Below are 20,558 nucleotides of genomic sequence, written 5' to 3' on the forward strand. Positions count from 1 at the left end.
GCGATGAATATCCAGTTCCGCGAGAGCCAAGAAGCCGCGTCCCCACTGACCGTCAAAACCGCGATCGCGGACTGCGACATCCATCCGGCACGTGCCACCCGCACCGAGCTCTATCCCTACCTCGCCAAACGCTGGCAGCATCACCTCGAAGTCTATGGCGTCCATGCCTATCAGGGCATGATGGAAGGCCCGCCCTATCCGAAAGCCCAGCCCAACGCCTCGCGCCGCGATGCCTATCCGCCGGAGGGCGGGCCGCAGGGCTCCTCGCTGTCCTTCATGCAGAAGCAGCTGCTCGATCCCAACAACGTGCAGCTGGGCGTGCTCAATCCGCTCAACACCGGACAGGGCATCCGCAATCACGAACTGTCGGCCGCGCTGTGCTCTGCGATCAACGACTGGCAGATCGACAAATGGACCTCCAAGGACAAGCGGCTGAAGGCCTCGATTGTTGTCGGCAACGAGGACGGGCTGTCGGCCGCCGCCGAAATCCGCGAGCGCGCCGGGGACAAGAATTTCGTACAGGTGCTGCTGCTCAGCCGCAATGTCGAGCCGCTCGGCCAGCGCCGCTATTGGCCGATCTACCAGGCCGCGGAAGAGGCAGGCCTTCCCGTCGGCGTCCACGCCTTCGGTTTCGGCGGCAACCCGATCACGCCCTCGGGCTGGCCGTCCTACTACATCGAGGAAATGGTGGGTCACTCGCAATGTCAGCAATCGGCGCTGGCGAGCCTCGTGCTGGAGGGCGTGTTCGAACGCTTCCCGAAATTGAAGATGGTGATGATCGAGGCCGGCTTCGGCTGGGCGCCGTCGCTGGCGTGGCGGCTCGACAAGGCCTGGCAGCGGCTCAGGAGCGAGGTGCCGCATGTGAAGCGGCCGCCGTCGGAATATATCCGCGAGCAGGTGTGGTGGACGACGCAGCCGATGGAGGATCCTGAAAGCCGCGAGGATCTGTTCGACGTCATCAAATGGATCGGCTGGGATCGGCTCTTGTTCGCCACCGATTATCCGCATTGGGATTACGATGAGCCCTCGCGCGTCTTGCCGGCGGGCGTCAGCGAAGCCAATCGCGAGGCGTTCTACCTCGGCAACGCGAAGAAGCTTTACGGCGTTTCCTGATGGCAAGACACGTCATCGCGCCGGTCGACGAGCTTCCGCCGGGCACGCGAAAATTCCTGGAGATCGACGGGCGGCCGATCGCAATCTTCAACATCAAGGGCGAGTATTTCGGCCTGATGAACCGCTGCCCGCATCAGGGCGCGGCGCTGTGCGAGGGCCCGCTGATCGGGCTCGCGCAATCGAACAATCCCGGCGAGATCGAGTACACGAAACTCGGCGAGATCATCCGCTGCCCGTGGCACGGCTGGGAGTTCGACATCCGCACCGGCCAATCCTACTGCGCCCCCCGCCGCTTCCGCGTGAAGGCCTACCCGGCCCATGTCGAGCCGGGGGCGAGCGTGGTGAAGGGGCCGTATGTCGCCGAGACTGTCACGGTCAGGATCGAGAGCGACTACGTGGTGGTGGAGCTGTAAGCCAACCGCGCCGTCATTCCGGGGCGCGCGTAGCGCGAGCCCGGAATCCATCGTGCGACAGAAATGCTGGGAGAAATGGATTCCGGGCTCGCCTCTTCGAGGCGCCCCGGAATGACACCGTCCTAACGCCCCGCCACCGGCTCCGGCACCGCATCATAGGCCGGCGCCACCTTGCCGCCGCCGCGATACACCGTCGAGGCCGCGATGATGCCGAGCAGGGCGGCGAACATCAGCCAGAAGCCGGGCGAGGCCTTGTCGCCGGTCCGCTCGATTAGCCACGTCGAGGCGAACGGCGTGAAGGTGCCGAACAGGGCGGCGGCGAGCGCAAACGCCAGCGAGAAGCAGGTGGTGCGGACATGCGCCGGAACGATCTCGACGAGGGCACCCAACATGGTGCCGCTGTAGACGCCGAAATAGAACGAGAACATCATCTCGACCGCGAGCAGCTTGCCGAAGGTCGGCGCCGCCACCAACCAGTGCAATGCCGGGTAGGCGGTCACCAGCGACAGGCAGGCGATCGTGATCAGCACCGGCTTGCGGCCGATGCGATCGGAGAGCGCGCCGCCGACCGGATTCCAGATGAAGTTGGCCACCGCGACGAGCAGCGTGACCAGCAGCGCGTCATGCGTCGACAGCTTCAGCACGGTCTTGCCGAAGGTCGGCGTGTACACGGTGACGAAGTAGAACGTCGTCGTGGTCAGGATCGCGATCATCATCCCGAGGACGACGATGCGCCAGTTGGCGAGCGCGGAGGCGAACACCTCGTTCGCGGTCGGATGCTTCTTCATGGCGAGGAAGGCCGGCGTCTCCTCCAGCGTCCGCCGCAGGAGGAAGATCAATGGAATGATCAGGCATCCCACGAAGAAGGGGATGCGCCAGCCCCAGGCGGCCATGGTGTCGGCCGGCATCACCTCGGAGAGGATGTAGCCGAGGATCGAGGCCACGAAGATCGCGACCTGCTGGCTCGACGACTGGAACGAGGTGTAGAAGCCGCGATTGCCGGGCGTCGAGATTTCCGCGAGATACACCGACACGCCGCCGAGCTCGACGCCGGCCGAGAAGCCCTGCAGCAGCCGGCCGATCAGCACGATGATCGGCGCCGCGATGCCGATGGTCGCGTAGCTCGGGCAGAACGCGATGACGATCGTGCCGAAGGCCATGATGCCGAGCGTGACGATGAGTCCTTGGCGGCGGCCGATGCGGTCGATATAGGCACCAAGCACGATGGCGCCGACGGGGCGCATCAAGGCGCCGAGCCAGAACACGCCGAAAGTGTTGAGCAGTGAGGCGGTCTCGTTGGTCGAGGGGAAGAACGCCTTGCCGATGGCGGCGGCGTAGAAGCCGAACAGGAAGAAATCGAACTGCTCGAGGAAGTTGCCCGACGTGGCGCGCAGGATCGCGCCGACGCGCGACTTGATGGCGGGCGGATTGGTTGAGGCGGCTGGTCCAGCCATGACGTTGCTCCCCTTCAGACGTGGCCGGACCGGGAATCATTCACGGCAAGGCGACAGATTGATGCTGCGACAATCTGCCATACCCCTTCCCGCGCGAGGCGTGGCGAGTCAATCCGTTTTGCGGAGGAAGCTGCTGATTTTTCAGGCCTTATTTTGCGTTGCAGCAATCAGCCATTGCCGGAACGAAGCAAGCTTCGGCACCTCCCGACGGCCTTCCGGCGCGACCAGGTAGAAGCCGGCGTCAGCCGGCAGCGCGATCTTGAACGGCACGACGAGCCGGCCTTTGGCGATGTCGTCCTGGACGTAGGAGGTCCGTCCCATCGCCACGCCGATGCCGTCGATCGCGGCCTGGATGGTCATGAAGATCATGTCGAAGGTGATGCCCGGATGCCGCGCGATATCGGCCGGCAGGCCCGCCGCGGTCAGCCACAACCGCCAGTCGTCGCTGTTGGCGTTCGAGGTGTGCAGCAGCGGATGGTTGCGCAGATCCTCAGGCTGGCGCAGCGGCTTGTCGCCGCGCAGCAGTGACGGACTGCATACCGGAAACAGTTCGTCCGCCATCAGCCAGTCGGCACGCACGCCCGGCCACTGGCCGCGGCCATAGCGGATCGCGGCATCGACATTGTCGCGCTGGAAGTCGACGAGGCTGTCGAGGTGGTGATGCGCACGTCGATGCCGGGATGCTGCTCCTGGAAATCGGTCAGCCGCGGCAGCAGCCATTTTGCCGCGAGCGAGGCCAGCGTCGACACGGTCAGCACCTTGTCGTCCTCTTTGCGCAGCAGTCGATCGGTGGCGAGCCGGAGGTCGTTGAAGGCGGCGCGGACGCCCGGGAGGTAGTCGCGCGCTTCCGGCGTCAGCGCCAGTGCGCGGTTCTGCCGGATGAACAGGCGGATGCCGAGCTCCTCCTCCAGCCTGCGGATCTGATGGCTGATCGCGGTCTGGGTCACGTTCAGCTCGCTGGCTGCCAGCGTGAAGCTGAGATGGCGCGCGGCAGCCTCGAACGCCCGCAATCCATTCAGGGACGGCAATCTGGCAGTCATTTGGCAACAGGATACATGATGTTATTTCATGCGAAGAGGTACAAATTGTCGTTTGTCGCAGCGCGATAGGAAGCAGATATTAGGGGTCACCTTAGCTCCAGGAGCTGAAAATGTCTACTTTGACCGACAATTCGATGACAAATCATCATGCACCAGGCCTGATCCAGCAGATCGGCGAGACGCTTCACGTCTGGCACGAGCGCTACCGCACGAGGCGTGAGCTGACCAGCTGGACCGCCCGCGACCTCCATGATGTCGGGCTGTCCTGGTCCGACATCGCCTATGAGGCCGACAAACCCTTCTGGCGGGCCTGATTGGCCGCCAGGCCGGCGCCGCCCGACTGTGGGGGCGCCGGCGGTCCCTTTATCCGCACGGCATGTGCCATGAGCATCCTTCGCCTCGAAGACCTGAAGCAATATTCGGATAGGCTGCGCACCCGCGACGGCACGGCGCTCAACGTTCGCTTCGTCGAGCCGCGCGACACCGACGAGCTCCAGCACTATGTCCGCTCGCTCTCGACCCGTTCCCGCTACAACCGTTTCTTCGGCGCGATCAGCGAGCTGCCGCAGGGTCTGCTGCATGACTTCCTTCAGGTCGGCGAGGGCGAGCGCTTCACGATCGTTGCCACCATGATGGTCGACGGCTTCGAGACCATCGTGGCCGAAGCGCGCTACGCGTTCCATGCCGAGACCGCGACGCTCGAGTTCGGCCTGTCGGTCGACGACCGCTGGCAGGGCCACGGCATCGCCACCGCGCTGATGAAGAACCTCGAATGCCGCGCCGCCGCGCTTCGAGCCGAGCACATGTTCGGCGACACGCTGCGTTCCAACGAGGCGATGGTCGCGCTCGCGCGCAAATCCGGCTTCGCCTTCGTCAACCATCCCGACGACTGGAAGCTGGTGCGCTTCGACAAGGAGATCAGCGTCGCGCCCAGGGACATTCCCTGCGCAAGCTGGCGCCTCGCCGCCCTTTCCCGTCAGACCGACAGCCCCTCAGCCTCGGCCTGACACCACTGCAGCCCGGCCTGGCGGAGCCAGAGCCGGGCTTTTTTTTTCAATACGAGCCCAATTGCACTTCGCGACAGCGACGGCCTATTCCTCTGAGATCCAAATACCACGCTCGCTTAAGGCGGCGAGCAGGGTCTCAAGGTCTTTAGGCTCGATCTCGGCGCACGGTATCAGCTCGTTGAGTTGATCGAACGTAACGTAGCCCGTCTTCTCCGCCAGTATGGCGACTTTCCGGACCACCTCAGACCAATCCATTCAGCGCTCCTTAGAGTAGGGCCCCTACTTTATGGAATGATCTGATGGCTCGGAGCGCGTAGCCCCTACTTCCCCGTGAACACCGCTTTCCGCTTCTCTATGAAGGCCTGCACCGCCTCCTTGTGATCGGCGGTCGTGGTCAGGCGGATCAGTCGCTCAGCCTCGTGGTCGCGCGCCGTTTCGAAGTCGAACAGCACGGCCTCGTCGAGATTGTCCTTCATGTAGCGCAGCGCCAGGCGCGGACCCTCCGCGAGCGATCTGGCCAGCGCGAAGGCCTCGGTTTGCAGCCTGTCATCAGGCACCACGCGGTTAACGAGGCCGATGGCTTCGCAACGCGCCGCATCGACGCGATCGCCGGTGAACATCAGCTCGCGCGCCCGCGCGGTGCCGACCAGCCGGGTGAGCAGCCAGGCGATGCCGTAATCGCCGCTGAGCGCGATGCGGGCATAGCCCGTCGCAACGAAGGCGGATTGCGCGGCGATGCGGATATCGCAGGCCATGGCGATGGCGAGCCCGGCGCCGACCGCGGGACCGGGCAGCGCGGCGATGGTCGGCTTGCGCACCGACACCAGCGCGCCGGTCAGCAGCCGCTGCCGCTCCTGAAGGTCGGCAACCTTGTCGTCAAAGGACATGTCGAGCTTCGCCTTGTCGCGATGTGCGCCCATGCCCTTGATGTTGCCGCCGGCGCAGAACGCTTCGCCCGCGCCGGTGAGCAGCAGCGCGCCGACACCGGGATCCTCGCCGCAGGTCCGGATCATCGTGCGCAGCGCCGGCGTCAGGTTATCGGACAGCGCATTGCGCGCCTCCGGCCGGTTCAGCGTGATGATCGCGACGCGGTCGCGGACGACGCAGAGGAGTTCACTGGTGCCGGTGTCGATGATGGTTTCCGTGGTCATGTCGCCTCCCTTTCTTTCGTCATCGCGAGCGAAGCGAAGCAATCCAGCCTTTATGCTCCTCATCCTGAGGAGCGCGGAACGCGCGTCTCGAAGGATGAAGGCCCGGACCGTGGCCTCGCCCTTCGAGACGCGCGCCGCTGGCGCGCTCCTCAGGGTGAGGGTCAGCCTTCTGGATTGCTTTGCTTCGCTCGCAATGACGGCTGTTGTGACGTTATTGCCTCAAACTATTGCCTCAAAACTTCTCGACCCAGGGCCGCAGCTCCAGCTCCCAGCTCCAGGCGCTGCGCGGCTGCTGCAGCACGTTCCAATAACTCTGTGCGATCGCGTCGGGGTCGAGCATCGAATCCGGCTTGTCCGCCGGTTCGGTTCGCGCCGCGCTCTTGATGCCGCCGTCGATGACGAAATGGGCGACATGGATGCCCTGTGGCGATAGCTCGCGCGCCATGCTCTGCGCGAGTCCGCGCAGCGCGAACTTGCCCATCGCGAACGGGGCCGACTGCGCATAGCCCTTGACGCTGGCGGAGGCGCCGGTGAACAGGATCGCGCCGTGCTTGTTCGGCAGCATGCGCTTGGCTGCCTGCTGCGCCACCAGAAAGCCGCCATAGGCGCTGACCGCAATCGCCTGCGCGACGTCGGCCGGAACGAGCTCGATGAAAGGCCCGCGCGTACGGCCGCTGGCATTGTAGACGACGAGGTCGGGCGTTCCGATCTCGCGCTCGACGAGGCCGAACAGCCGCTCCACCTCGTCGGGCTCGGTGGCGTTGCAGGCATAGGCCTTGGCGCCGGTCTCGCTGCAGAGCGCGCCGAGCTTCTCGATCTTTCGCGCGGCGAGCGCGACGCGGATGCCCTGGGCGGAGAGCAGCCGCGCCAGCGAGGCGCTGAGGCCTTCGCCGGCACCGACGATGAGGGCGATCTTGTATTTCGGATGTTCCATGGCGTGATCTCTCGGAAGCAGGAGCCGCTGATCTATGCATGGGCTGTGCGAAGAACCAGCCGGGACGATGACAGTTCCGCAGAGCGAATTGCTCCTCCACGGCGATCATGCCTCCCTGACAATTTGCGGCTTTATCGCTGTCCGCGACTGGAGCATGATCGACATCATCCAAAGCGGCAAGCGCAAAGAATTGCCGTCGGACGGAAACGAAGAGGACGATCATGCACAAGCCGGTCACAGCGCAGCCACAAAATGTCGCGGCCGCACCATCCGGCCTGCTGGCGCCCGATACGTCAGGCATGAATTTCTACCGCGCCGATCCGGCGCTGGCCGATCTCCTGCGCATCCATCTGCCGGACCCGCTGTTCCGTCATATCGAGCCGCATCTCGATCGTCTCGGCGCGCTCGCCGGCGGCCATCTCGACGAATGTGCGCGGCTCGCGGACCGGCACACGCCCATTCTGCACCAGCGCGATAAGTTCGGCCGCGACATGCAATGGATCGAATACCACCCGGCCTATCGCGAATTGGAGAACGCTGCGTTCGGCGAGTTCGGCATCCACGCGCTCTCGATCCGCAAGGGCATCATGGGCTGGCCGGACAAATATCCCGTGGTGGCCAAGCACGCCTTCACGTTCCTGTTCAACCAGACCGAATTCGGCATGGGCTGCCCGATCAACGTCACAGACGGCTGCGCCAAGCTGCTGGCGAATTTCGGCAGCGAGGCGCTGAAGGCAAAATATCTCGACGGCTTGACCTCGACCGACATGAGCAAGCTGACGCAAGGCGGCCAGTTCATGACCGAGAAGGAGGGCGGCTCCGACGTCGGCACGCTGACCACGCGCGCGGTCCAGGAGGGCGACCATTGGCGCCTCTACGGCGAAAAATGGTTCTGCTCGAATGCGGACGCGAAGGTCGTGATGCTGCTGGCGCGTCCTGAAGGCGCGGGCCCCGGCACGCGCGGCGTCGGCCTGTTCCTGATGCCGCGCTTTCTCGACGACGGCTCGCAGAACCACTACCGGATCGTGCGCCTCAAGGATAAGCTCGGCACGCGTTCGATGGCCTCGGGCGAGATCAAGCTCGAAGGCGCGATCGCCTATGCGGTCGGCAAGCTCGACCGCGGCTTCGTGCAGATGGCCGAGATGGTGAACTCCTCGCGGCTCTCCAACGGCGTCAAATCGACGGCACTGATGCGCCGCGCCTATCATGACGCGATGACGGTGGCGACCAATCGCGTCGTGTTCGGCCAGCGCATCATCGACCTGCCGCTGGGACGGCGGCAGATGCTGAAGATCATGCTGCCGGTCGAGCAGGCGCTGTCGATGAGCTTTCTCACCGCCGATGCGCTCGATCGCGCCGAAGCCGGCAGCCAGGATGCGGCGGCGCTCCTGCGCATTCTCACCCCGACGCTGAAATTCCGCGCCACGCGCGATGCACGAAAGGTCTGTGGCGATGCGCTCGAGATGCGCGGCGGCATCGGCTATATCGAGGAATTCGCCACCGCCCGCCTGCTGCGTGATGCCCATCTCGGCTCGGTCTGGGAGGGCACCGGCAACATCGTGGCCATCGATGCGCTGCGGCGCGCGGTCGGCCGTCACGGCGCGGAGTCCGCGCTCGCGGCCGATCTGCACGCCCGGCTCGACGACAGCGCCTCCGTGCCGCAGGCCTGGCGTGACCATCTGCGCGGTCTCACCGATCGCGCCGTCGGCTTCGCGCGCGAGGTCGCGGGCAGGTCCGATAACGAGGCGGATGCTCGCCGCGCCACCAGCCTGCTCTATCATGTCGCGAGCGCGGTCGCGCTCGCCTGGGAGGCGCATCGCATCCACGACATGCGCGGCGATGCGCGCCGCTTGCTGCTGTCGCGCCTCGTCATCGATCATCGGGTGTTGCCGAGCGATCCGTTCCGGCTGACGGAAAACGCCGCGCAAGCGAAGATCGCCGCATTGCTGCTCGGCGATCGCGCAGGCAGCATGAGCGAGGTTGGCGAACTGGTTCTGGCAGCGTAGGCTCTCCCTTCGGGAGAGGTGAAGTCTGCCCGCAACGATAAACATAACAACGAGGAAACACCGATGAAGGCCGCCGTCCTCCATGAAGTCAACCAGCCGCTCGTCATCGAGGACATCAGCCTGCCGAAGCCAGGTCCACGCGAGGTGCTGATCCGCACCGCGGTCGCCGGCCTCTGCCACTCCGACCTGCATTTCATGGAAGGGCTCTATCCGCATCCGCTGCCCGCGGTGCTCGGGCACGAATCTGCCGGTGTGGTCGAGCAGGTCGGCTCGGACGTCACCTACGTCAAGCCGGGCGACCACGTCGTCACCTGCCTGTCCGTGTTCTGCGGCACCTGCGACAACTGCACCACCGGTCGCACCGTGCTCTGCACCGACACCACGGTGAAGATGCTGCCGGGCGTCTCCAACCGGATGCAATGGTCGAAGCCGGAAAAGCTGCACCAGTTCCTGAACCTCTCCTCCTTTGCGGAGCAGATGCTGGTGCACGAGAACGCCATCGTCAAAATCAGGAAGGAGATGCCGCTCGATCTCGCCGCGCTGATCGGCTGCGGCGTCATCACCGGCTACGGCGCGGTGGTGAATACGGCGAAGGTGACGGCCGGCGAGACCGTGGCGGTGATCGGCTGCGGCGGCGTCGGCATGGCCGCGATCAACGGCGCGCAGATCGCCGGCGCTGGCCGCATCATCGCCATCGACACCAATCCGGCCAAGCTTCAGCTCGCGACCAAGCTGGGGGCGACCGATATCATCAACCCGGCGGATGGTGACGTCGTGAAGCAGGTCCGCGATCTCACCAATGGCGGGGTGCATCATTCCTTCGAGGTGCTCGGCCGCAAGGAGACCGCCGAGCAGGCCTTCGGCATGCTCGCATCGGGCGGCACCGCCACCATCGTCGGCATGATCCCGTTCGGCCAGAAGATCGAGCTGCACGGCTTCGACTTCCTGCGCAAGCGCAGGATCCAGGGCTCCTCGATGGGCTCGAATCACTTTCGCGTCGACATGCCGCGCCTGGTCGATTTCTATCTGCGCGGCCGGCTGCACCTCGAGGACTGGATCTCGGCCAAGCTGAAGCTGAGCGAGATCAACGAGGGCTTTGCCAACATGAAGGCGGGCAAGACGCTGCGCAGCGTGATCGTGTTCGATAGCTAAAGCGCGATGCGATTAGGATGAATCGTCATCGCGCTTTAGGTTGTTGTTTAAGCACGATCTTTTCGGAAAACCGCTGCGCACTTTTCCGGATCATGCTTTAGAGCGTGATGTTTTTGACTGGAATCGGGGTTCCCAGAGCGGGCGATTTCTGATTCAAGCTCCATGCTGGAGTGCGGAGGCCAGCATGGATGACGCGCCCCTATTCGGAAGACATCCGTGAACGCGCCTTGGCTCGCGCTGACGCGGGCGAGACGGTTCGTTCGATCGCAGAGGCGCTACAGATCAGCCCCTCGTGCGTGACGAAGTGGAAGAACCTAAGGCGTGATACCGGAGGCCTGGCGCCCGGCCAGATCGGCGGCCACAAGAAGCGGGTTCTGTCGGATGCCAACGCCGACTGGCTGCGCAAACGCATTCGCTCGGGGCCATTCACCTTGCGCAAGCTGACGCAGGAGCTGGCTGCACGGGGGATCAAGACAGACGTGCGGGCGGTGTGGACTTTTGTTCACGCCGAGGGGCTCAGCTTCAAAAAAAACGCTTCTACCAGCCGAGCAGGATCGCCCAGACGTCGCCCGTAAGCGGACCCGATGGAAAGCGCATCAAGGCAGGATTGACGTCACGCGGTTGGTTTTCATCGACGAGACGTGGATCAAGACCAATATGGCGCCGCTACGCGGCTGGGGGCCTTGTGGGCAGCGCCTCCAAGCATCTGCACCTTTCGGCCATTGGAAGACCATGACCTTCATCGCGGCGCTGCGTCATGATCGGATCAGTGCGCCTTGGGTGATTGATGGTCCCATCAATGGTGAACTCTTCACGCTGTACGTCGAGAAGGTGTTGGCACCCACCCTCGCACCGGGCGAGATCGTCGTTCTCGACAATCTTGGCAGCCACAAGGGCAAAGCGGCTCGCCAAGCTATCCGCGCCAGAGGAGCCCACCTTATCTTCTTGCCGCCCTACAGCCCTGACCTCAACCCGATCGAGCAGGTCTTCGCCAAACTCAAACACCTCATGCGATCCGCAGAACCTCGTGACGTGGAGGCAACCTGGCGGAAGGTTGGTGAACTCCTCGATCTCTTCTCCCAGGAGGAGTGCACCAACTACTTCAAAAACTCAGGCTATGTTTCCGTGTAAAGACATCATGCTCTCTAGCGGCCGTCACGGTGTCATCGCCCGGCTTGACCGGGCGATCCAGTACGCCGCGGCGGGACTTGTGTCCCGCCGCGGCGTACTGGATGCCCCGGTCAAGCCGGGGCATGACAGCGGAGTGTGAGGACGGCTTGCCCTAACTCACCGCGACAAGTGACGCATCAATCATCGAACCTCTTCGGCGGCACGAACCCGCCGAACTCGCGCTCAATCAGCTCGGCGAGCTTCAGCGGTGTACGGTCCTCGAGCCACGGGCCGACGATCTGGACGCCGACCGGCAGGCCATCCTTCGTCAAACCGAGCGGAGCGGCCGTTGCAGGCAGGCCCGGAAGCGTCGCGACGCCCGGCCAGGCGAGCTGGTCGGAATAGGGATAATCCTTGCCGTCGATGCTGATACGCCGCAGGCTCTGGTCCGGCGAATGGTCATGCGGAAAGGCCGGCGTCGGCATGATCGGGCAGATCACCGCGTCGAAGCTCTTGAACAGCGCGCGCCATTGCGCCCGCAGGCCAGCGCGGCTGCCTGCGTCGAGCACCCAGGCGCGGTGGCTTGCGGTGATGCCACGCAGTCGCTCTGCGCCGAGGCTGCGATCCTCGCGCGAAAGCTGGCTCGCCCGGGCCTGCGCATCCGCAAGCTCATCCGGCAGGAAGAATGCGCCGAGGAAGCTCAGCAACATGCGCATGTAAAGCCGCGACGTCTCCACGAAGTCCGGGAGCAGCGGGCTCTCTCGTGCGACGGTCACGCCGGCCTTCGCAAGATCGGTTGCGAGCTTCTCGATCGCGCCGCGGACATCCCGGTCGGTCGGCAGCAGCGGATGGCTGTCGATCACCAGGACACGAAAATCCCGCAGCGACTGATGCCGTGCAGCTGGCAAGTCGAGCTTGTAGGCGACACCGGCATCCAGTGGATCCGGTCCGGCCATGACGTCGAGCAGCAGGGAGAGATCTGCTGCCGTGCGCGCCATCGGCCCGATGACGGCGAGGTCGCCCTCGCGCGGAATGGCCGGAAACGGCGGCGGGGTTTCGCCACGCGCCGCGCAGAGATTGATGGTCGGCTTGTGCGCGAAGACGCCGCAATGAAAAGCCGGCACACGCAGGGAGCCGCCGATGTCGGAGCCGGTGGCGAGCGCGCAATAGCCCGCGGCAAGGGCTGCGGACGATCCCCCGGACGATCCGCCCGGCGTGCGGCCGAGATCGTAGGGGTTGTTGGTGGTGCCGTAGATGTCGTTGTAGCTCTGCCAGTCGCCGAGGCCGACCGGCACGTTGGTCTTGCCGAGGATCACGCCGCCGGCCTGCTTGATACGGGTCACCGCCAGCGCGTCTTCCACAGGCTTGAAATCCTTCTGGGGCACGAACCCCCAGGTGGTCGGCAGGCCGGCGACGTTGAAGGATTCCTTGATCGTCACGGGCAGGCCGAGCAGCGGCTTGCGCTCGCCGCGCGCCAGCGCCGCGTCCGCCTCGCGCGCCGCAACGAGGGCGCGCCCGAAATCGCGCACGCAGATCGCATTGATCCTGCCGTCGTGGCGCTCGATACGGGCGATCGCATCCTGCGTGAGCTCGACCGCGGAGACCTTCTTCGCGCTCAATGCGGCCGACAGCTCGACCGCACTCTTGAAACTCCATTCCGACCTCGCCACGGCGCTTCTCCCGCTCTGGTTGTTGGAGGATGATGCGCAGTTTGGCCGAACGTCGCAACCGCCGTTTGATCGCGATTGATATGTCAGTGGGACAGTGTGTCTCCTACGCCGCCCCGATCACGATCCCCACCGCCAGCACGATGGCGCCGCCGAGCACGATCTGGAACGCGGCCTGGAGGAACGGCGTGTCCATGTAGCGCGAGCGGATGAAGGCGATCGCCCACAATTCGAAGAACACGACGACACAGGCGATGGCGGTCGCGATCCAGAACGCGTTGGGCCAGCTGTCCGGTACCAGATAGGGCGCGGTGTGGCCGAGCCCGCCGAGCGTCGTCATCGCGCCGCAGGTAACGCCGCGCAGCCAGGGCGAGCCGCGCCCGGTCAGCGAGCCGTCATCGGACAGCGCCTCCGCAAATCCCATGCTGATGCCGGCGCCGATCGAGGCGGCGAGACCGACCAGAAACGTCTGCCAGTTCTGATGCGTGGCGAAGGCGGCCGCAAACAGCGGCGCGAGCGTCGAGACCGATCCGTCCATCAGGCCGGCAAGACCCGGCTGCACATATTGCAGCACGAACATCCGCCGGCGCGTGCGGTCCTCCTCGGCGCGCACGTCGGGCTTCAGGATCTCGTCAGTGAGTTTTGCGGCCGTATGCTCATGAGCCTTCTCGGCTTCGGCGAGGTCGCCGAGCAGCCGGCGCACGTTGACGTCCTCGGCCTGCTCGGCGGCCTTGACGTAGAAGCGCTCGGCCTCGAGCTCCATGGTCTCGACTTCCTTCCGGATCGTGTCGAGCGGCAGGTTCTTGGTCAGCCAGATCGGGCGGCGGCGCAGGAAGCCCTTGACGTTCTCGCGGCGGATCGGCGGCAAATGCTGGCCGAAGCGCTGCTCGTACGTTTCCAGCAGCATGTGGCGATGGCCGCGCTCCTCCTCGGCCATCTGCTCGAACAGCTTCGCGGAGTCGGGATAGCGTTCCTTCAGATCCTCGGCGAAGGTCATGTAGATCCGGCTGTCCTCCTCCTCGGAGGAGATCGCAACCGCCAGCACCTCGCGCTCGGTCAGATCGGCAAAATTCTTCACGGCCGCCCTGTCATCAATTTAGAACGATTCTAAATTATATAGGGCGCTGTGGTTCCCTGGTCAAATCAGGCGGGGCCAGTCTTGGTGAGGAAGTCCAGCAGCAATCGGGTGACCTCGGCCGGCTGCTCCTGCTGGACCCAGTGGCCGGCGCCGTCGACGAGATGGCAGCCGAGCATCTTCGTGCATGCGCTTCTCTGCATCGTCTCGAACACGCCCGGGCGCTGATAGGTGCCCCAGTCCTGCTTGCCCGAGATGAAGCAGGAGGGCACGTCGATACTGCGGCCGGCAAACAATTGCAGCTCGTTGTTGAAGGCGCCCGACGTGCCGCAGCGATACCATTGCAGGCCGCCCTGGAATCCGGTGCGGCCATATTCGGCGCTGTAATAGGCGAGATCGCGGTCCGGCAGCCAGTGATTGGCGGCGACCGCGGCCGGCGACGGCATCTCCTTCGCAACCGTCTCGGCCATGGTCTCGTTCAGGTCCATCACGTAATAGGTCGGCAGCTTCGCCAGCTCATGCGCCGACCACGATTGCAGCGGATAGGGCTTGTTGTCGGTCCAGTCCGCACTCTTGTGATGATAATAGGCGTGCAGGAAATCATGCACACCCTGCGGCGCGCGGTGCATGTCGGCGTTTGCCTCGCGCGTCGAGTAGTACCATTGATAGTGTTTTCGCGGCCGCGGTAGCGCGGCGAGCTCGCGATGGACGGGGTCCTCGGCGGCAGGCTTGGCCGGCTTTGCCGGCATGTCGACGGTGCCAAACGGCAGTGGCGGCGGTCCGCCGAACGGCGCGCTCATCATCGTCACCGAACGAAACACGTCAGGCCGGATCAAGGCGCACCAGGCCGAGACCGGGCTGCCGAAATCATGCCCGACCACATCGACCTGCCTGTAGCCGAACGCCGACACCAGCGCGAGCGCGTCACGCACGAGGTTGAAGAGCGAGAAGGGCGCGAGATCGCCGTCGTACTCCGCACTCCATCCCGTCGTGCGCCCATAGCCGCGTTGGTCCGGCGCGATCACGTGATAACCTGCGTCGGCCAGCGCCGGCATCATCTTGCGCCAGGAGAACGCCAGCTCCGGAAAGCCGTGCAGCAGCAGGATGCAGCGCCGCCCCTTGGTCTCGAAGCCGGCCTCCAGCACATGCATCCGCAAGCCGTTGATGCCGTCGATGGTGCGCGAGCGGATTCCGGCGGGCAGGGGAATGTCGGGGAGTGCGGTCATCGTTTCCTCCACTTGACGGTCTTTTACCCTCCCCTGGAGGGGGAGGGTCGATCGCGCGAAGCGCGAGCGGGGCGGGGTGATCTCTCAACACGGGCAGTTTCAACGAGGAGAGACCGTCACCCCACCTCGATTCGCATTTCGCTTCGCTGCATGCGAACCGATCCTCCCCCTCCGAGGGAGGATGGGAGTTCGCGGCGCGAGCCGCGCCAGATCACACCGCCGCGAACGAATCCGCTGCCCTTGCGCCTGATCCTTCCCACCGACGGCGAGGGGAAATGCGCGGTGCAGCACAGCGTCTCGGTGTCGCAATAGCGCTCCAGGAAGCTGCGACGGGTCTTCGCCGCCGTAGCCTGATCGACGTCGAACTTCATCGACAGCTCCGGATAGAGCGCCTGCAGCGGCGAGTGCATGAGATCGCCGGAGAACACCGCATCGTCCTTGTCGCGTCCGAGCGTGAACGCAGAATGGCCCGGCGTATGACCCGGCGTCGGCAGGATACGGACGTGATCGCCGATCTGGTGATCATTGCCGACGAACTCATGGCGTCCCGCCTCGACGACCGGCAGCACGCTATCGGCAAAGGGCGGGACCTCCGCCTTCGCGTTCTGCTCGGACCAATAGTCGAACTCCTGCTTGGCGAAGACGTAGCGCGCCTTGGGGAAGGTCGGGACCCAGCGGCCGTTCTCGAGCCGCGTGTTCCAGCCGACGTGATCGACATGCAGATGCGTGCACATCACGAAGTCGATGTCGTCCACCGAGACGCCGGCGGCTTTCAGCCCGCGCATATAGGTATCGTCGGTTTTCATGTGCCATTTCGGCCGCTGCGGCCGCGACTTGTCGTTGCCAATGCAGCTGTCGATCAGGATGGTGTGGTGCGGCGTCTTCACCACATAGGACTGGAAGCACAGCAGCAACACGTCCTGCTCGTCCAGCGCCTTGGCCTGCCGCATCCACGCCCGGTTCTCGGCCATCACCTCTGCCGTCAGTCCGGGAATGAACTCCAGCGCCGGGAAGAACGGGGCTTCCTGCTCGATGATGCGATGGATGGTGAGATCGCCGACCGAGTATGTGAGGCTCATGAGAACTCCCGGGATTATGCCGCTGGCGGCACGGAGATCTTGACCGAGGGCCGCTCCAGCATCTTCTGGTGGAACGCGTCGAGCTTCGGATAGGCCTTGCGCCAGCCGCAATCGGCGAAGCGGAAGTCGGCATAGCCGAGCACGCAAACGAGGCCGATCTGCGAGATGTCGAACGGGCCGTTCAGGACGTCGGGCATGTTCTCGAAGCGCGCCATGCCGGTCCAGGCCCGGTTCCAATGGTCGTCCGACCAGGCCTGCCATTGCAGGCCTTGCGGCCGCACCATCTTCTCGTAGCGGCACAGCAGCATCGAATCGAGCATGCCGTTGATCAGCGAATGGTTGGTCTTGGCCTTCCAGCGCCGCGGACCGTAATCCGGGATCAGGCTGCCGCCGGCCATCTCGTTGAGATATTCGACGATGACGTAGGAATCCAGGATCGCGTCGCCGTCATTGGTGATCAGCACCGGCAGCTTCTTCAGCGGCGTGATGCGCGAATAATCCTCGTTGGCCGTGCCCGGCGTCACGGCCGCAGGCACGAACTCGATCTTGTCGATCAGCCCGAGCTCGATGGCGGCGATGCGCACCTTGCGGGCGAAGGGCGAGGCGGGGGAGAAGGTGAGCTTCATGGGGACTATTCCCTGCAATCGATCTTGTGCGAACGGTGTCTCCTCCGTCATGGCCGGGCTTGACCCGGCCATCCACGCGTCGCCGCGTGGTCAGACTGTGAGACGTGGATGCCCGGGGCAGGCCCGGGCATGACGACGGTGTGTGATGCGCGTGCGCCTTACGCCGCGATGATCTCCTGGCGCTGCTCGCCGAGGCCTTCGATGCCGAGCGTGACGACATCGCCGACATTGAGGAAGGTCGGCGGCTTCATGCCGAGGCCGACGCCGGGCGGGGGTGCCCGTCGTGATGATGTCGCCGGGCAGCAGCGTCATGAACTGCGAGACATAGGAGATGCACTTGGCCATGGAGAAGATCATGGTCTTGGTTGAGCCGGTCTGGCGGCGCTGGCCATTGACGTCGAGCCACATCGACAGGTTCTGCACATCCTTGATCTCGTCCTTGGTCGCGAGCCACGGGCCGAGCGGGCCGAACGTGTCGTGCGACTTGCCCTTGGTCCACTGGCCCAGGCGCTCGATCTGGAATGCGCGCTCGGAGACGTCGTTGCAGACGCAATAACCGGCGACATGGTTCAGCGCGTCGGCTTCCGAGACGTACTTTGCGCGGGTGCCGATGATGGCGGCGATCTCGACCTCCCAGTCGAGCTTGGTCGAGCCGCGCGGCTTCTCGACCGGATCGTTCGGGCCCGACAGCGAGGTGTTGGCCTTCATGAAGATAATCGGCTCGCTCGGAATATCGGCGCCGGTCTCCTTGGCATGGTCGCTGTAGTTGAGGCCGATCGCCACGAATTTCGAGATGCCGGTGACGGGCGCGCCGAACCGCGGCTTGCCGGAAACGGCGGGCAGCGCGGCGGGATCGAGCGCCGCCAGCTTCTTCAGGGACTCGGGCGAATAGGCTTCGCCGGTGAGGTCCTTCACATGCGCCGACAGGTCGCGCAACTGACCGGATCTGTCGATCAGGCCGGGCTTTTCCGCACCCTTCTCGCCGTAACGAACAAGCTTCATTCTCGTTTCTCCCTGGAGATTGGACCGGTCGGTTAACAGCTTCATGGAACAGGGCGGCAGGAAATTCAACCGCTCAAAACAGAGATCACCCCAGCGCTACGAACCTGAACGCGTCCCCCTCTCGCCTGATATGCCCGGCTGAAAAGTGTCCGCCGATCACAAGCGTCGGCGTATCGGCAAAGCGGCCGAACAGCGCTGCCCGCGTCGCGGCCGATTGCGCCTGGTCGGAATCGGCGGTCGAGGACCAGTCGAGATGCGCCATCTGGCAGGGGTGATGGGCGACGTCGCCGGTGAGCAGGGCCTGTTCGCCGTCCGACTGAATGAGGATGCTCATATGGCCGGGACTGTGGCCCGGCGTCGGGATCATGCTGATCTCCTCGCACAGACGGTGGTCGCTCGGGATCAGATCGGCCCTGTCGGCATCGACGATCGGTTGCACGGAATCGCCGAACACGGCCTGCTTGTCCGGCTCGGTCGAATGGTCGCGCCAGTATTCGTATTCGGTCCTGCCGAAAACGTAGCGCGCCTTCGGGAAGGTCGGCACCCATTTGCCGCCGGACAGTTTCGTATTCCAGCCGACGTGATCGACATGAAGATGCGTGCACAGCACGGTGTCGATGCTGTCGGGCGCAAAGCCGGCCGCCGTCATGGTCTCCAGGAACGGCGTGCTGCGGTTGTTCCAGGTCGGGACGTTGCGGCCCTGCTTGTCGTTGCCGAGGCCGGTGTCGACCACGATGCGCCTGCCGGGCGTCTCCACCACCAGCGAATGGATCGACATTTTCAGCCGGCCCTCTTCGGTGGCAAAATGCGGGATCAGCCAGGGCAGCTTGCAAATTTCCTCATTGCTCGCGAGCGGCAGGATGAAACGGGTCGAGCCGACCGTCTCCAATTCCACCACTTTGGTGATTTTGACCTTGCCCACCTGCCACTGCATCCGGCACCTTCCCTGCTTCTTTTTGGTGCCGAAACATGCGGTTTTCCGCCGTCAAGCGCAATGGATCATCTGACGCGATGCGGCGTTATCGCGGGAACCCTGGAGAGAGCCATGCCGGAGCTTACGATTTCCGCTGAGAAGGTCGCCTTCATCATCGAGAAGGCGCGTGAATTCGACGTCAAGGAGGGGGATTCCGATCCGGATTCCGGCTCGAACCCGAGCGACGACGATGCGATCGATGTCCTCGAGGACGATGGCTCCGACCCCGTCGTGCAAGAGCTCGGCAGCTTCATGATCGCCTTGAACGAGGACGAGCAGGTCGATCTCGTCGCGCTGACCTGGCTTGGCCGCGGCGACGGCACGATCGATGATTGGGACGATCTGCGCGCCCGCGCCGTGGAGGCGCGCGGCGAGTATCGCAGCCCGCGCCGCGAAACGGTGCACTATCTGCTCGGCGAGCCGATGCTGGGCGACCTGCTCGCCAACGGGCTCGAGGAATTCGGCGTCGACTGGACCGGCGAGCGCCTCACCGCCGATTCCTCCGATCCCAGCGAGCGGGACGAGGACGAGGCGACGAAGCAGCGGTGATGGTCATGCCCGGGCTTGTCCCGGGCATCCACGTTGTTCGTAACTCGCGGCAAGTCGTGGATGGCCGGGACAAGCCCGGCCATGACGATGCGGAAGCTTCGGCGCCTCGCAATCGCCGCTAGAGCGTGCCCGGGAACGCACCACCATCCAGCAGAATGTTCTGCCCGGTGATGAAGCCGGCCTTGGCGCCGCACAGGAAGGCGCAGGCATAGCCGAACTCGTCGGGCTGGCCGAAGCGGCCGGCGGGGTTGAGCTTGGCGCGCTCGGCCAGGATCTGCTGCGGCGTGACGCCGCGCTTGTCGGCTTCGCCCTTCGCGGTGCTGGTCAGGCGATCGGTCTCGAACGGGCCCGGCAGCAGGCCGTTGATGGTGACGTTGTTGATCACCGTCTTGCGCGACAGGCCGGCGATGAAGCCGGTGAGGCCGGCACGCGCGCCGTTGGAGAGGCCGAGGATGTCGATCGGCGCCTTCACCGCGGCCGAAGTGATGTTGACGATGCGGCCGAACTTGCGCGCCATCATGCCGTCCACGGTCGCCTTGATCAGCTCGATCGGGGTCAGCATGTTGGCGTCGATCGCCTTGATCCAGTCGTCGCGGGTCCAGTTGCGGAAATCGCCGGGCGGCGGGCCGCCGGCATTGTTGATCAGGATATCGGGCTCGGGACATGCCTTCAGCACCGCCTCACGGCCGGCAGGCGTCGTGATATCGCCGACGATCTCGGTGACCGTCACGTCGGGGTAGGCCTTGCGGATCTCGTCGGCCGTTTTCTTCAGGGCTTCGGCGCCGCGCGCGGTCAGCGTGACGTGAACGCCGGCGTCCGCCAGCGAGATGGCGCAGGCGCGCCCGAGGCCTTTGCTGGATGCGCAGACGATGGCGCGGCGACCTTTGATCCCAAGATCCACTGTTTCACTCCCGTAATATCAGGCAGGTTTTGGACGGCGGCACTCTAGCCAACTGTTGCGCCGCTGATAAGGGACGGGCT

19 protein-coding genes and 2 pseudogenes are annotated in these 20,558 nt (G+C 64.6%); 8 read left to right on the forward strand and 13 right to left on the reverse strand.

The genetic code is table 11. The annotated features are described in order from the left end of the window. Positions 1-3: 3 nt before the first annotated feature. Entirely contained in the window at positions 4-1,113 is a 1,110-nt protein-coding gene (locus tag ABIF91_RS20390; protein WP_028179598.1) for an amidohydrolase family protein, read from the forward strand. Continuing rightward, positions 1,113-1,526 (forward strand): Rieske (2Fe-2S) protein, encoded by a 414-nt coding sequence (locus ABIF91_RS20395; protein ID WP_424579333.1) that lies wholly within the window; start codon positions 1,113-1,115, stop codon positions 1,524-1,526. The genes ABIF91_RS20390 and ABIF91_RS20395 overlap by 1 nt, the downstream gene beginning before the upstream one ends. A 122-nt stretch (positions 1,527-1,648) precedes the next feature. On the opposite strand, the gene ABIF91_RS20400 is transcribed toward ABIF91_RS20395, so the two are convergent. Together ABIF91_RS20400 and ABIF91_RS20405 are read right to left on the reverse strand one after the other, a co-directional pair. Beyond that, positions 1,649-2,980 (reverse strand): MFS transporter, encoded by a 1,332-nt coding sequence (locus tag ABIF91_RS20400; RefSeq protein WP_424579334.1) that lies wholly within the window; start codon positions 2,978-2,980, stop codon positions 1,649-1,651. A gap of 141 nt (positions 2,981-3,121) precedes the next feature. Then, positions 3,122-4,020: pseudogene (locus ABIF91_RS20405) on the reverse strand (transcriptional regulator GcvA). Positions 4,021-4,130: 110 nt separating this feature from the next. On the opposite strand from ABIF91_RS20405, the gene ABIF91_RS20410 reads away from it, so the two are divergent. Beyond that, entirely contained in the window at positions 4,131-4,334 is a 204-nt protein-coding gene (locus ABIF91_RS20410; RefSeq protein WP_028179595.1) for a DUF1127 domain-containing protein, read from the forward strand. 69 nt (positions 4,335-4,403) lie between these two features. Beyond that, on the forward strand, positions 4,404-5,027 hold the full coding sequence (locus ABIF91_RS20415) for a GNAT family N-acetyltransferase (RefSeq protein ID WP_028179594.1): 624 nt from the start codon (positions 4,404-4,406) through the stop codon (positions 5,025-5,027). 84 nt (positions 5,028-5,111) lie between these two features. On the opposite strand, the gene ABIF91_RS20420 is transcribed toward ABIF91_RS20415, so the two are convergent. From ABIF91_RS20420 to ABIF91_RS20430, 3 genes are all read right to left on the reverse strand, one after another. Continuing rightward, the gene (locus tag ABIF91_RS20420) at positions 5,112-5,282 is read right to left on the reverse strand and encodes an RNA polymerase sigma factor region1.1 domain-containing protein (protein WP_035669588.1); all 171 of its coding nucleotides are present in this window, start codon (positions 5,280-5,282) and stop codon (positions 5,112-5,114) included. A gap of 65 nt (positions 5,283-5,347) precedes the next feature. Continuing rightward, positions 5,348-6,178 carry an enoyl-CoA hydratase gene (locus ABIF91_RS20425; RefSeq protein ID WP_028179593.1) on the reverse strand — a complete coding sequence of 277 codons (831 nt, stop codon included), beginning with the start codon at positions 6,176-6,178 and terminating at the stop codon, positions 5,348-5,350. Between the two features lie 232 nt (positions 6,179-6,410). Then, positions 6,411-7,112, reverse strand: coding sequence for an SDR family oxidoreductase (locus ABIF91_RS20430; RefSeq protein WP_028179592.1), 702 nt, complete (start codon positions 7,110-7,112; stop codon positions 6,411-6,413). A 221-nt stretch (positions 7,113-7,333) separates the two neighbouring features. Here ABIF91_RS20430 and ABIF91_RS20435 point away from each other — a divergent pair, with 221 nt between their 5' ends. The 3 genes from ABIF91_RS20435 to ABIF91_RS20445 all read left to right on the forward strand — a co-directional run bounded on the left by ABIF91_RS20435 (position 7,334) and on the right by ABIF91_RS20445 (position 11,401). Continuing rightward, positions 7,334-9,118 carry an acyl-CoA dehydrogenase family protein gene (locus ABIF91_RS20435; RefSeq protein WP_035669591.1) on the forward strand — a complete coding sequence of 595 codons (1,785 nt, stop codon included), beginning with the start codon at positions 7,334-7,336 and terminating at the stop codon, positions 9,116-9,118. A 63-nt stretch (positions 9,119-9,181) separates the two neighbouring features. Then, complete coding sequence (locus tag ABIF91_RS20440; RefSeq protein WP_424579335.1) at positions 9,182-10,270, forward strand: Zn-dependent alcohol dehydrogenase; 1,089 nt, start codon at positions 9,182-9,184, stop codon at positions 10,268-10,270. A 188-nt stretch (positions 10,271-10,458) separates the two neighbouring features. Further along, positions 10,459-11,401, forward strand: a protein-coding gene (locus ABIF91_RS20445; protein ID WP_100213571.1) for an IS630 family transposase whose coding sequence is annotated in 2 segments (ribosomal slippage) — positions 10,459-10,794 and positions 10,796-11,401 — 942 coding nt in all. Because the reading frame shifts where the segments join, the coding sequence is not laid out codon by codon here. A gap of 176 nt (positions 11,402-11,577) precedes the next feature. Here ABIF91_RS20445 and ABIF91_RS20450 read toward each other — a convergent pair. The 7 genes and pseudogenes from ABIF91_RS20450 to ABIF91_RS20480 all read right to left on the reverse strand — a co-directional run bounded on the left by ABIF91_RS20450 (position 11,578) and on the right by ABIF91_RS20480 (position 18,989). Further along, positions 11,578-13,050: an amidase gene (locus tag ABIF91_RS20450; RefSeq protein ID WP_028180661.1), complete on the reverse strand. Its 1,473-nt coding sequence runs from the start codon at positions 13,048-13,050 to the stop codon at positions 11,578-11,580. A gap of 103 nt (positions 13,051-13,153) precedes the next feature. Beyond that, on the reverse strand, positions 13,154-14,125 hold the full coding sequence (gene mbfA / locus ABIF91_RS20455; protein ID WP_028180660.1) for an iron exporter MbfA: 972 nt from the start codon (positions 14,123-14,125) through the stop codon (positions 13,154-13,156). 65 nt (positions 14,126-14,190) lie between these two features. Further along, positions 14,191-15,348: an alpha/beta hydrolase gene (locus ABIF91_RS20460; RefSeq protein WP_028180659.1), complete on the reverse strand. Its 1,158-nt coding sequence runs from the start codon at positions 15,346-15,348 to the stop codon at positions 14,191-14,193. Positions 15,349-15,560: 212 nt separating this feature from the next. Then, positions 15,561-16,427 (reverse strand): annotated as a pseudogene (locus tag ABIF91_RS20465) (MBL fold metallo-hydrolase); the annotation flags it as partial. A 14-nt stretch (positions 16,428-16,441) separates the two neighbouring features. Continuing rightward, positions 16,442-17,053 carry a glutathione S-transferase family protein gene (locus tag ABIF91_RS20470; RefSeq protein ID WP_028180658.1) on the reverse strand — a complete coding sequence of 204 codons (612 nt, stop codon included), beginning with the start codon at positions 17,051-17,053 and terminating at the stop codon, positions 16,442-16,444. A gap of 90 nt (positions 17,054-17,143) precedes the next feature. After that, the gene (locus tag ABIF91_RS20475) at positions 17,144-18,055 is read right to left on the reverse strand and encodes a fumarylacetoacetate hydrolase family protein (RefSeq protein ID WP_424579336.1); all 912 of its coding nucleotides are present in this window, start codon (positions 18,053-18,055) and stop codon (positions 17,144-17,146) included. Positions 18,056-18,140: 85 nt separating this feature from the next. Next, on the reverse strand, positions 18,141-18,989 hold the full coding sequence (locus tag ABIF91_RS20480) for an MBL fold metallo-hydrolase (protein ID WP_035669601.1): 849 nt from the start codon (positions 18,987-18,989) through the stop codon (positions 18,141-18,143). A gap of 111 nt (positions 18,990-19,100) precedes the next feature. Here ABIF91_RS20480 and ABIF91_RS20485 point away from each other — a divergent pair, with 111 nt between their 5' ends. Next, positions 19,101-19,577, forward strand: a complete 477-nt coding sequence (locus tag ABIF91_RS20485) for a DUF3775 domain-containing protein (protein WP_028180655.1) — start codon at positions 19,101-19,103, stop codon at positions 19,575-19,577. A gap of 118 nt (positions 19,578-19,695) precedes the next feature. Here ABIF91_RS20485 and ABIF91_RS20490 read toward each other — a convergent pair whose 3' ends face one another. Then, the gene (locus ABIF91_RS20490) at positions 19,696-20,478 is read right to left on the reverse strand and encodes an SDR family oxidoreductase (protein ID WP_035669603.1); all 783 of its coding nucleotides are present in this window, start codon (positions 20,476-20,478) and stop codon (positions 19,696-19,698) included. Positions 20,479-20,558: the final 80 nt, after the last annotated feature.

It is taken from the genome of Bradyrhizobium sp. USDA 241 (genome assembly GCF_049739505.1).
GTDB lineage: Bacteria > Pseudomonadota > Alphaproteobacteria > Rhizobiales > Xanthobacteraceae > Bradyrhizobium > Bradyrhizobium liaoningense.

Excerpts from the sequence above, each read along its gene's own strand:
- ABIF91_RS20390 (WP_028179598.1), top strand. The coding sequence starts at position 4 with ATGAATATCCAGTTCCGCGAGAGCCAAGAAGCCGCGTCCCCACTGACC.
- ABIF91_RS20395 (WP_424579333.1), top strand. The coding sequence starts at position 1,113 with ATGGCAAGACACGTCATCGCGCCGGTCGACGAGCTTCCGCCGGGCACG.
- ABIF91_RS20400 (WP_424579334.1), bottom strand. The coding sequence starts at position 2,980 with ATGGCTGGACCAGCCGCCTCAACCAATCCGCCCGCCATCAAGTCGCGC.
- ABIF91_RS20410 (WP_028179595.1), top strand. The coding sequence starts at position 4,131 with ATGTCTACTTTGACCGACAATTCGATGACAAATCATCATGCACCAGGC.
- ABIF91_RS20415 (WP_028179594.1), top strand. The coding sequence starts at position 4,404 with ATGAGCATCCTTCGCCTCGAAGACCTGAAGCAATATTCGGATAGGCTG.
- ABIF91_RS20420 (WP_035669588.1), bottom strand. The coding sequence starts at position 5,282 with ATGGATTGGTCTGAGGTGGTCCGGAAAGTCGCCATACTGGCGGAGAAG.
- ABIF91_RS20425 (WP_028179593.1), bottom strand. The coding sequence starts at position 6,178 with ATGACCACGGAAACCATCATCGACACCGGCACCAGTGAACTCCTCTGC.
- ABIF91_RS20430 (WP_028179592.1), bottom strand. The coding sequence starts at position 7,112 with ATGGAACATCCGAAATACAAGATCGCCCTCATCGTCGGTGCCGGCGAA.
- ABIF91_RS20435 (WP_035669591.1), top strand. The coding sequence starts at position 7,334 with ATGCACAAGCCGGTCACAGCGCAGCCACAAAATGTCGCGGCCGCACCA.
- ABIF91_RS20440 (WP_424579335.1), top strand. The coding sequence starts at position 9,182 with ATGAAGGCCGCCGTCCTCCATGAAGTCAACCAGCCGCTCGTCATCGAG.
- ABIF91_RS20460 (WP_028180659.1), bottom strand. The coding sequence starts at position 15,348 with ATGACCGCACTCCCCGACATTCCCCTGCCCGCCGGAATCCGCTCGCGC.
- ABIF91_RS20470 (WP_028180658.1), bottom strand. The coding sequence starts at position 17,053 with ATGAAGCTCACCTTCTCCCCCGCCTCGCCCTTCGCCCGCAAGGTGCGC.
- ABIF91_RS20475 (WP_424579336.1), bottom strand. The coding sequence starts at position 18,055 with ATGAAGCTTGTTCGTTACGGCGAGAAGGGTGCGGAAAAGCCCGGCCTG.
- ABIF91_RS20480 (WP_035669601.1), bottom strand. The coding sequence starts at position 18,989 with ATGCAGTGGCAGGTGGGCAAGGTCAAAATCACCAAAGTGGTGGAATTG.
- ABIF91_RS20485 (WP_028180655.1), top strand. The coding sequence starts at position 19,101 with ATGCCGGAGCTTACGATTTCCGCTGAGAAGGTCGCCTTCATCATCGAG.